This is a genomic window from Neorhizobium turbinariae (genome assembly GCF_023223505.1).
GTDB lineage: Bacteria > Pseudomonadota > Alphaproteobacteria > Rhizobiales > Rhizobiaceae > Neorhizobium > Neorhizobium turbinariae.
This window is the reverse complement of sequence record NZ_JALPRY010000035.1, coordinates 18992-27354: the sequence shown is the minus strand read 5'-3', so window position 1 is coordinate 27354 and position 8363 is coordinate 18992. Positions and strand designations below refer to the sequence as shown.

The following is an 8363-nucleotide window of genomic DNA, read 5'->3' as shown; positions in this document are numbered from 1 at the left end:
CACGGAAATGGTTATGCCTGGCGACAACGTCACCGTTGACGTCGAGCTGATCGTGCCGATCGCGATGGAAGAAAAGCTGCGCTTCGCTATCCGCGAAGGTGGCCGTACCGTCGGCGCCGGCATCGTCGCTGCCATCGTAGAGTAAGCCAGAAAAATGGGCGCAGATCTGATCTGCGCCCATTGCATGGATTCTTTAAGCAAAAAGCTGCCAAGCGGCTTGCTTATGACGTGAAAATGTAGCAAATGGCGCGCAAGCGCGATTTGCCGGTGCTTCGGCTATCGCTGCAGCAATCAAATCATAAGGTGGGCCGAAAGGCCCGGAGAGTGGAATGGGATGCCCATCCGGCGTCCCCTTCGATCTTTGAAACCGGTGGTCCGCCTTAAGGTAAAAGAACAACCCGTGCCTGTTCGTATGGCGCGGAGGAAACAAACAACAAGGATAACGTCGAATGAACGGCCAAAATATCCGCATTCGCCTGAAGGCGTTCGATCACCGAATTCTCGATGCTTCCACGCGCGAGATTGTGTCGACGGCGAAGCGCACCGGTGCTAGCGTCCGGGGCCCCGTTCCGCTTCCGACCCGCATCGAGAAGTTTACGGTTAACCGGTCCCCCCACATCGACAAGAAGAGCCGCGAGCAGTTCGAGATGCGCACGCACAAGCGCCTCCTCGACATCGTAGACCCGACGCCCCAGACGGTGGACGCGCTGATGAAGCTCGACCTCGCCGCTGGCGTCGACGTTGAGATCAAGCTCTGAGACCTCGGTCTCTCGCTGAGTGAGAAGGATTGAACCGATGCGTTCAGGTGTAATTGCACAGAAAGTGGGAATGACCCGCGTCTATAACGACGCTGGTGAGCATATCCCGGTAACCGTATTGCGGCTGGAAAACTGCCAGGTTGTTGCACACCGTACCGTAGAGAAGAACGGCTATACCGCTCTTCAGCTCGGTGCAGGCACTGCCAAGGTGAAGAACACTTCCAAGGCTGAGCGCGGCAACTTCGCCGTCGCCAATGTCGAGCCGAAGGCGAAGCTCGTTGAGTTTCGTGTTTCCGAAGACAACATGATCGAAGTCGGCACTGAGCTGAAGGCGGACCATTTCTCGGCCGGCCAGCTGGTTGACGTGACCGGTACCACGATCGGTAAGGGTTTCGCTGGCGCCATCAAGCGCCATAACTTCGGTGGTCTGCGCGCCACGCACGGTGTGTCCGTTTCGCACCGCTCGCATGGTTCGACTGGTAACAACCAGGATCCGGGCAAGGTCTGGAAGGGCAAACGCATGGCTGGTCACATGGGCCAGACGCGCGTCACAACGCAGAACCTCGAAGTCGTCTCCACCGACGAGAACCGTGGCCTGATCCTCGTCAAGGGTGCCGTTCCCGGCTCCAAGGGCGCCTGGATCGTGGTTCGCGACGCCGTCAAGTCGGCTGCGAAGTAAGGGAGCCAGCTACAATGGAATTTAACGTCAAGACCCTCGAGGGAAAAGACGCCGGTACGGTTTCCCTGTCCGATGCGATTTTCGGCCTCGACCCACGCGAAGACATCCTGGCTCGTATGGTGCGCTACCAGCTCGCCAAGAAGCAGCAGGGCTCGCACAAGACGCTGACCCGCGGTGAAGTTTCCCGCACCGGCGCCAAGATGTACAAGCAGAAGGGTACGGGCCGCGCTCGTCACCATTCGGCTCGCGCTCCGCAGTTCCGCGGCGGCGGTCGTGCACATGGTCCGGTTGTTCGCAGCCACGAGCATGACCTTCCCAAGAAGGTTCGCGCTCTTGCCCTGCGTCACGCGCTGTCTGCAAAGTTCAAGGCTGAAGACCTGATCATCATCGATGATCTGGTCGCCTCCGAAGCAAAGACCAAGGCTCTGGCCGGCACCTTCGCTTCGCTCGGCCTCACCAATGCTTTGGTTATCGGCGGTTCGGAGTTGGACAACAACTTCAAGCTCGCTGCTCAGAACATCCCGAACGTGGACGTTCTTCCGGTCCAGGGCATCAATGTTTACGACATCCTGCGCCGCGGCAAGCTCGTGCTTTCCAAGGCCGCTGTGGAAGCTCTAGAGGAGCGTTTCAAGTGACCGATCTTCGCCACTATGATGTGATCGTATCTCCCTCGATCACCGAAAAGTCGACGCTGGTATCCGAACAGAACCAGGTCGTCTTCAACGTTGCCAAGACTGCTTCCAAGCCGGAAATCAAGGCTGCCGTAGAAGCGCTCTTCGGTGTGAAGGTCACTGCCGTCAATACGCTGGTCCGCAAGGGCAAGGTGAAGCGCTTCCGCGGCTTCATCGGGAAGCAGAAGGACGTCAAGAAGGCTGTCGTCACCCTGGCCGAAGGTCAGACGATCGACGTCTCCACCGGTCTCTGAGGTAAGATACAATGGCATTGAAAAGCTACAACCCGACGACCCCGAGCCAGCGTCAGCTGGTCATCGTCGACCGGTCCGGCCTCTGGAAGGGCAAGCCGGTCAAGGCGCTGACGGAAGGTCTCTCCAAGAGCGGCGGCCGTAACAACCGCGGTCGCATCACCGCTCGCTTCATCGGCGGCGGTCACAAGCGTACCTACCGCCTGGTCGACTTCAAGCGTCGCAAGTTCGACGTTGAAGGCACGGTCGAGCGTCTGGAATACGACCCGAACCGTTCGGCCTTTATCGCTCTCGTCACCTATTCCGACGGCGAGCAGGCCTACATCCTGGCGCCGCAGCGCCTGGCAGCCGGCGACAAGGTCATCTCCTCGGAGAAGGCAGTCGACGTAAAGCCTGGCAACGCTATGCCGCTGCAGTACATCCCGGTTGGCTCGATCGTCCACAACGTGGAAATGAAGCCTGCCAAGGGTGGCCAGATCGCTCGCTCGGCTGGCACCTATGTCCAGCTCGTCGGTCGCGACCAGGGCATGGCGATCCTTCGCCTCAACTCTGGCGAACAGCGTCTCGTCCCGGGCTCGTGCCTGGCAACCGTTGGTGCGGTATCCAATCCGGATCACGGCAACATCAACGACGGCAAGGCCGGTCGCACCGTATGGCGCGGCAAGCGTCCGCATAACCGCGGTGTCGTCATGAACCCGGTTGACCACCCGCACGGTGGTGGTGAAGGCCGCACGTCCGGTGGTCGTCACCCGGTATCCCCGTGGGGCAAGCCGACCAAGGGTAAGCGCACTCGTAAGAACAAGTCGACCGACAAGTTCATCATGCGCTCGCGCCATCAGCGCAAGAAGTAAGAGAGGAAGTCACCAATGGCTCGTTCAGTATGGAAAGGTCCGTTTGTTGACGGCTATCTTCTCAAGAAGGCTGAGAAGGTGCGCGAAGGCGGACGCAGTGAAGTCATCAAGATGTGGAGCCGCCGTTCCACGATTCTGCCGCAGTTCGTCGGTTTGACGTTCGGCGTCTATAACGGCAGCAAGCACATCCCGGTCAGCGTCAACGAAGACATGGTCGGTCACAAGTTCGGAGAATTCGCTCCCACCCGTACCTACTACGGTCACGGCGCGGACAAGAAGGCGAAGAGGAAGTAACAATGGCGAAGGCTAAGACCGAACGCCGGCTGAAGGACAACGAGGCGCAGGCAGTCGCCCGTACGCTCCGTGTCAGCCCCCAGAAGCTGAACCTTGTTGCCGCCATGATCCGCGGCAAGAAGGTGGAACGCGCGCTCGCTGAGCTCGAATTCTCGCGCAAGCGCATCGCCGGCACGGTGAAGAAGACTCTCGAGTCTGCAATCGCCAATGCCGAAAACAACCATGACCTTGACGTCGATGCACTGATCGTCTCCGAAGCCTATGTTGGCAAGTCGATCGTGATGAAGCGTTTCCACGCTCGTGGCCGCGGCCGCGCTTCCCGTATCGAGAAGCCGTTCGCGCACCTGACGATCGTTGTTCGCGAAGTCGAGGAAAAAGGGGAGGCCGCATAATGGGCCAGAAAATTAATCCGATCGGCTTTCGCCTCGGCATCAACCGTACCTGGGATAGCCGCTGGTTCGCCGACAACGCCGAGTATGGCCAGCTTCTTCATGAAGACCTGAAGATCCGCGCCTACCTGATGTCGGAACTCAAGCAGGCCGGCATTGCCAAGGTGGTCATCGAGCGTCCGCACAAGAAGTGCCGCGTCACGATCCACTCGGCTCGTCCGGGCCTCATCATCGGCAAGAAGGGTGCAGACATCGAAAAGCTTCGCAAGAAGCTTTCCGAAATGACGCGCTCCGAGACGCACCTCAACATCGTTGAAGTTCGCAAGCCGGAAGTAGACTCGACGCTGGTCGCTCAGTCGATCGCCCAGCAGCTCGAGCGTCGCGTGGCATTCCGCCGTGCAATGAAGCGCGCTGTTCAGTCGGCAATGCGTCTTGGCGCCGAAGGCATCAAGATCACCTGCGCCGGCCGCCTCGGCGGTGCAGAAATCGCTCGTACTGAATGGTACCGCGAAGGTCGCGTTCCGCTTCACACGCTGCGCGCCGACATCGACTACGGTACGGCTGAAGCCGAAACCGCATTCGGTATCTGCGGCATCAAGGTCTGGATCTTCAAGGGCGAAATCCTTGAGCACGACCCGATGGCCTCGGAACGTCGTGCGCTGGAAGGCGATGCACAGGGTCCTGCAAGCCGTGAACGCGGCGACCGTGGCGATCGTCGCCGCGAGCGCGAAAACGCTTGATCAACGCTGGCGAAAGATAAGCTCGGAGAAGTAAGAAAATGTTGCAGCCAAAGCGTACCAAGTACCGCAAGCAGTTCAAGGGTCGCATCAAGGGTGTGGCCAAGGGCGGCTTCGATCTGGCCTTCGGCGAATTCGGCCTGAAGTCCCAGGAACCAAACCGCGTCAACGCTCGCGAAATCGAGGCGGCCCGCCGCGCGATTACGCGCGCCATGAAGCGTGCTGGTCGGGTGTGGATCCGCGTGTTCCCGGATGTTCCGGTCACGGCCAAGCCGACCGAAGTACGTATGGGTAAAGGTAAGGGCGGCGTCGAATACTGGGCTTGCAAGGTCAAGCCTGGTCGTATGATGTTCGAGATCGACGGTGTTTCCGAAGAACTGGCGCGTGAAGCGCTTCGTCTCGGTGCTGCCAAGCTCTCGGTCAAGACGCGCTTCGTACAGCGCATCGCAGAGTAAGGAGAAGGCACGATGAAAGCCGAAGACGTTCGCGGCCTCACGGCCGACCAGCTCAAGGACAAGCTCGCCGACCTGAAGAAAGAGCAGTTCAACCTGCGCTTCCAGAAGGCCACCGGTCAGCTCGAAAAGTCCTCGCGCATCAACGAAGTTCGCAAGGACATCGCCCGCGTGAAAACCATTGCCCGCCAGAAGGCGGCAGAAGCCAAGGCTTAAGGAAGAATAATATGCCGAAACGCATTCTGCAGGGCGTAGTCGTTTCCGACAAGAACGAGAAGACCGTTGTTGTCCGCGTCGAGCGCCGCTTCGCTCACCCGCTGCTTCAGAAGACGGTCCGCCGTACGAAGAAGTACAAGGCGCATGACGAAAACAACCAGTACAAGGTAGGTGACGTCGTTTCCATCGAGGAATGCGCACCGATCTCCAAGGACAAGTGCTGGACGGTAGTTACCGCCCAGGCTTAATTTGCAGGTGTTTCTCCGCTTGGGCCTTGTGTTCGGCGGAGAATCCTGTATGAAGCACGCCACTGGCGCAGGACGCTCGGCAACGAGCGTTCTTTTGCTTTGAGCGCAGGGAAGGTCCTTTCATGGAAACCACCTTGGCAAGACCCACCCGCGCACACCGAAATTCTGTCCATAAGCCGGCCTCCGAGCGTTTCTCGCCTGGAGTTTGCCGGTCATTTGAAAAAGGCGACCTGACATGATTCAGATGCAAACAAACCTCGACGTGGCGGACAATTCCGGCGCACGTCGTGTCATGTGCATCAAGGTGCTGGGCGGCTCCAAGCGCAAGTACGCTTCGATCGGCGACGTTATCGTTGTCTCGATCAAGGAAGCGATCCCGCGCGGCCGCGTCAAGAAGGGTGATGTGATGAAGGCGGTTGTTGTGCGTACCGCCAAGGACATCCGTCGTCCGGACGGCAGCGTCATCCGCTTCGATAACAACGCAGCGGTCCTCATCGACAACAAGAAAGAGCCGATCGGCACCCGTATCTTCGGACCGGTTCCGCGCGAACTTCGCGCCAAGAACCACATGAAGATCATCTCGCTGGCTCCGGAAGTACTGTAAGAGGGAGCGGGACACATGCAAAAGATCCGCAAAGGCGACAACGTCGTCGTATTGACCGGCAAGGACAAGGGCCGCACTGGTGAAGTGCTTCAGGTTCTGCCGAAGGAAGACCGCGCTGTAGTGCGTGGCATCAACATGGTGAAGCGCCACCAGCGTCAGACTCAGACGCAGGAAGCTGGCATCATCAACAAGGAAGCGTCCATTCACCTGTCGAACATCGCCATCGTTGCGAAGGACGGCAAGCCGACCCGCGTTGGCTTCTCCGTCGTCGACGGCAAGAAGGTGCGTGTCGCCAAGCGTACGGGAGATGTGATCGATGGCTGAGGCAAAGTATGAGCCGCGGCTCAAGCAGGAATATGTTTCCCGTATCCGCGCTGCGCTGAAGGAACAGTTCGGCTACTCCAACGAGATGATGATCCCGAAGCTCGAAAAGATCGTCATCAACATGGGCGTGGGCGAAGCAACTGCTGACTCCAAGAAGCCTACCGTTGCTGCAGCTGACCTCGCAGCAATCGCCGGCCAGAAGCCGGTGATCACCAAGGCTCGCAACTCGATTGCTGGCTTCAAGGTTCGTGAGAACATGCCGATCGGCGCGAAGGTCACCCTGCGTGGCGCCCGCATGTACGAATTCCTGGACCGCCTGATCAACATCGCGCTTCCGCGCGTTCGCGACTTCCGCGGCCTGAACCCGAAAAGCTTTGATGGCCGTGGCAACTTCGCCATGGGCCTCAAGGAACACATTGTGTTCCCGGAGATCAACTACGACAAGGTTGATCAGATGTGGGGCATGGACATCATCGTTTGCACGACGGCTACCAAGGACGACGAAGCACGGGCTCTCCTGAAAGAGTTCAACTTCCCGTTCCGCCAGTAACCGTAACGACGAGCGTTTAAAAGGAACTCCGATATGGCGAAAACCAGCGCAGTTGAAAAGAACAAGCGCCGCCGCAAGACCGTCGCCCAGCAGGCTGCAAAGCGTGCTGAACTGAAGGCGACCATCATGAACCAGGAACTTCCGATCGAAGAACGGTTCAAGGCAACTATCAAGCTCGCTTCGCTGTCTCGCGATGGCTCTAAGACGCGTATCCGCAACCGTTGCGAAGTCACCGGTCGTCCGCGCGCTTACTATCGCAAGCTCAAGATGTCGCGTATCGCGCTTCGCGAACTCGGCAACCTCGGCAAGGTGCCGGGCATCGTCAAGTCGAGCTGGTAAGGAGATCGTTAGATGACCATGACTGATCCCTTGGGCGATATGCTCACCCGCATCCGCAATGGCGCTGCCCGCCGCAAGTCGACCGTAACCACGCCTGCTTCCAAGCTGCGTGCCCGCGTTCTCGACGTGCTCCAGGCTGAAGGCTACATCCGCGGTTATTCGGAAATCGACTACGGTAACGGCAAGGCCGAGATCGAAATCGAACTCAAGTACTACGAAGGCGCATCGGTGATCCGTGAGATCGGCCGCGTGTCGAAGCCGGGCCGCCGGGTTTACGTCTCGGTAAAGTCCATTCCGCAGGTCGCGAACGGCCTCGGCATCACCATCCTTTCGACCCCGAAGGGCGTGATGGCCGATCACCAGGCTCGCGAACAGAACGTAGGCGGCGAGGTTCTCTGCTCGGTCTTCTAAGATCGGGTAGGGGAACTCCATAACGAACAGACAGGATTGAAACATGTCTCGTATCGGTAAAAAAGCCGTCCCGGTTCCAGCAGGTGTGACGGCAACCGTTGAAGGCCAGAAGGTCACTGCAAAGGGTCCTAAGGGCGAGCTCGTCTTCGTCGCCAACGACGAAATCAAGCTTGAGCTTAACGACAACGCAGTTTCGGTGACCCCGGTCAACGATAGCAAGGATGCTCGCTCGAAGTGGGGCATGTCCCGCACGATGATCGAGAACATCTTCAAGGGCGTTAAGGACGGCTTCGAGCGCAAGCTCGAAATCAACGGCGTTGGTTACCGCGCGTCGATGCAGGGCAAGAACCTGCAGCTGGCACTCGGCTTCAGCCACGACGTGGTCTACCAGACCCCGGAAGGTATCACCATTGCCGTGCCGAAGCCGACGGAAATCGTCGTCACCGGCATCAACAAGCAGCAGGTCGGTCAGGTTGCAGCGGAAATCCGCGAATACCGTGGTCCCGAGCCCTACAAGGGCAAAGGCGTCAAGTACGCTGAGGAACGGATCGTCCGCAAGGAAGGCAAGAAGAAGTAAGGACGAGCGATC

At 58.8% G+C, this 8363-nt stretch carries 18 protein-coding genes; all 18 read left to right on the top strand.

Going from position 1 to position 8363, the window contains the following annotated elements; translation table 11 throughout:
- Positions 1–145: EF-Tu C-terminal domain-related protein (locus M0654_RS22075; protein ID WP_449289667.1), on the top strand; the 145-nt coding region annotated here is incomplete at its 5' end.
- A gap of 304 nt (positions 146–449) precedes the next feature.
- Positions 450–758, top strand: a complete 309-nt coding sequence (gene rpsJ, locus M0654_RS22070) for a 30S ribosomal protein S10 (RefSeq protein ID WP_003547547.1) — start codon at positions 450–452, stop codon at positions 756–758.
- A gap of 37 nt (positions 759–795) precedes the next feature.
- Positions 796–1437 carry a 50S ribosomal protein L3 gene (gene rplC, locus M0654_RS22065; RefSeq protein WP_118849418.1) on the top strand — a complete coding sequence of 214 codons (642 nt, stop codon included), beginning with the start codon at positions 796–798 and terminating at the stop codon, positions 1435–1437.
- 14 nt (positions 1438–1451) lie between these two features.
- Complete coding sequence (gene rplD / locus M0654_RS22060) at positions 1452–2072, top strand: 50S ribosomal protein L4 (RefSeq protein ID WP_118849419.1); 621 nt, start codon at positions 1452–1454, stop codon at positions 2070–2072.
- Positions 2069–2362 (top strand): 50S ribosomal protein L23, encoded by a 294-nt coding sequence (locus M0654_RS22055; RefSeq protein ID WP_046792692.1) that lies wholly within the window; start codon positions 2069–2071, stop codon positions 2360–2362. The genes rplD and M0654_RS22055 overlap by 4 nt, the downstream gene beginning before the upstream one ends.
- A gap of 11 nt (positions 2363–2373) precedes the next feature.
- Positions 2374–3210, top strand: coding sequence for a 50S ribosomal protein L2 (gene rplB / locus M0654_RS22050; protein ID WP_118849420.1), 837 nt, complete (start codon positions 2374–2376; stop codon positions 3208–3210).
- A gap of 15 nt (positions 3211–3225) precedes the next feature.
- Positions 3226–3504: a 30S ribosomal protein S19 gene (gene rpsS / locus M0654_RS22045; RefSeq protein WP_029620128.1), complete on the top strand. Its 279-nt coding sequence runs from the start codon at positions 3226–3228 to the stop codon at positions 3502–3504.
- Positions 3505–3506: 2 nt separating this feature from the next.
- Positions 3507–3896 (top strand): 50S ribosomal protein L22, encoded by a 390-nt coding sequence (rplV, locus tag M0654_RS22040; protein ID WP_117193858.1) that lies wholly within the window; start codon positions 3507–3509, stop codon positions 3894–3896.
- Complete coding sequence (gene rpsC / locus M0654_RS22035; protein WP_118849421.1) at positions 3896–4633, top strand: 30S ribosomal protein S3; 738 nt, start codon at positions 3896–3898, stop codon at positions 4631–4633. The genes rplV and rpsC overlap by 1 nt, the downstream gene beginning before the upstream one ends.
- 38 nt (positions 4634–4671) lie before the next feature.
- On the top strand, positions 4672–5085 hold the full coding sequence (rplP, locus tag M0654_RS22030; RefSeq protein ID WP_007770145.1) for a 50S ribosomal protein L16: 414 nt from the start codon (positions 4672–4674) through the stop codon (positions 5083–5085).
- Positions 5086–5097: 12 nt separating this feature from the next.
- Positions 5098–5298, top strand: a complete 201-nt coding sequence (gene rpmC / locus M0654_RS22025; RefSeq protein WP_037151107.1) for a 50S ribosomal protein L29 — start codon at positions 5098–5100, stop codon at positions 5296–5298.
- An 11-nt stretch (positions 5299–5309) separates the two neighbouring features.
- Complete coding sequence (rpsQ, locus tag M0654_RS22020) at positions 5310–5546, top strand: 30S ribosomal protein S17 (RefSeq protein WP_118849422.1); 237 nt, start codon at positions 5310–5312, stop codon at positions 5544–5546.
- A 235-nt stretch (positions 5547–5781) separates the two neighbouring features.
- A complete protein-coding gene (gene rplN, locus M0654_RS22015) occupies positions 5782–6150 on the top strand; it encodes a 50S ribosomal protein L14 (RefSeq protein ID WP_105374405.1) in 369 nt (122 codons plus the stop codon).
- 15 nt (positions 6151–6165) lie between these two features.
- Positions 6166–6474: a 50S ribosomal protein L24 gene (gene rplX / locus M0654_RS22010; protein ID WP_248684926.1), complete on the top strand. Its 309-nt coding sequence runs from the start codon at positions 6166–6168 to the stop codon at positions 6472–6474.
- Positions 6467–7024, top strand: a complete 558-nt coding sequence (gene rplE, locus M0654_RS22005) for a 50S ribosomal protein L5 (protein ID WP_118849424.1) — start codon at positions 6467–6469, stop codon at positions 7022–7024. Before rplX ends, rplE begins: the two co-directional genes overlap by 8 nt.
- Before the next feature lie 33 nt (positions 7025–7057).
- Positions 7058–7363: a 30S ribosomal protein S14 gene (gene rpsN, locus M0654_RS22000; protein WP_118849425.1), complete on the top strand. Its 306-nt coding sequence runs from the start codon at positions 7058–7060 to the stop codon at positions 7361–7363.
- 12 nt (positions 7364–7375) lie between these two features.
- Positions 7376–7774, top strand: coding sequence for a 30S ribosomal protein S8 (rpsH, locus tag M0654_RS21995; protein WP_117193853.1), 399 nt, complete (start codon positions 7376–7378; stop codon positions 7772–7774).
- A 43-nt stretch (positions 7775–7817) separates the two neighbouring features.
- Positions 7818–8351 (top strand): 50S ribosomal protein L6, encoded by a 534-nt coding sequence (rplF, locus tag M0654_RS21990; protein WP_248684925.1) that lies wholly within the window; start codon positions 7818–7820, stop codon positions 8349–8351.
- Positions 8352–8363: the final 12 nt, after the last annotated feature.

Bases quoted from the DNA above. Each gene is read 5' to 3' on its own strand.
- rplF (WP_248684925.1), top strand. From the start codon at position 7,818: ATGTCTCGTATCGGTAAAAAAGCCGTCCCGGTTCCAGCAGGTGTGACG.
- rpsQ (WP_118849422.1), top strand. From the start codon at position 5,310: ATGCCGAAACGCATTCTGCAGGGCGTAGTCGTTTCCGACAAGAACGAG.
- rplP (WP_007770145.1), top strand. From the start codon at position 4,672: ATGTTGCAGCCAAAGCGTACCAAGTACCGCAAGCAGTTCAAGGGTCGC.
- rplC (WP_118849418.1), top strand. From the start codon at position 796: ATGCGTTCAGGTGTAATTGCACAGAAAGTGGGAATGACCCGCGTCTAT.
- rplD (WP_118849419.1), top strand. From the start codon at position 1,452: ATGGAATTTAACGTCAAGACCCTCGAGGGAAAAGACGCCGGTACGGTT.
- rplN (WP_105374405.1), top strand. From the start codon at position 5,782: ATGATTCAGATGCAAACAAACCTCGACGTGGCGGACAATTCCGGCGCA.
- rpmC (WP_037151107.1), top strand. From the start codon at position 5,098: ATGAAAGCCGAAGACGTTCGCGGCCTCACGGCCGACCAGCTCAAGGAC.
- rpsN (WP_118849425.1), top strand. From the start codon at position 7,058: ATGGCGAAAACCAGCGCAGTTGAAAAGAACAAGCGCCGCCGCAAGACC.
- rpsH (WP_117193853.1), top strand. From the start codon at position 7,376: ATGACCATGACTGATCCCTTGGGCGATATGCTCACCCGCATCCGCAAT.
- rplV (WP_117193858.1), top strand. From the start codon at position 3,507: ATGGCGAAGGCTAAGACCGAACGCCGGCTGAAGGACAACGAGGCGCAG.
- rplX (WP_248684926.1), top strand. From the start codon at position 6,166: ATGCAAAAGATCCGCAAAGGCGACAACGTCGTCGTATTGACCGGCAAG.
- rpsS (WP_029620128.1), top strand. From the start codon at position 3,226: ATGGCTCGTTCAGTATGGAAAGGTCCGTTTGTTGACGGCTATCTTCTC.
- rpsC (WP_118849421.1), top strand. From the start codon at position 3,896: ATGGGCCAGAAAATTAATCCGATCGGCTTTCGCCTCGGCATCAACCGT.
- rpsJ (WP_003547547.1), top strand. From the start codon at position 450: ATGAACGGCCAAAATATCCGCATTCGCCTGAAGGCGTTCGATCACCGA.
- rplE (WP_118849424.1), top strand. From the start codon at position 6,467: ATGGCTGAGGCAAAGTATGAGCCGCGGCTCAAGCAGGAATATGTTTCC.
- rplB (WP_118849420.1), top strand. From the start codon at position 2,374: ATGGCATTGAAAAGCTACAACCCGACGACCCCGAGCCAGCGTCAGCTG.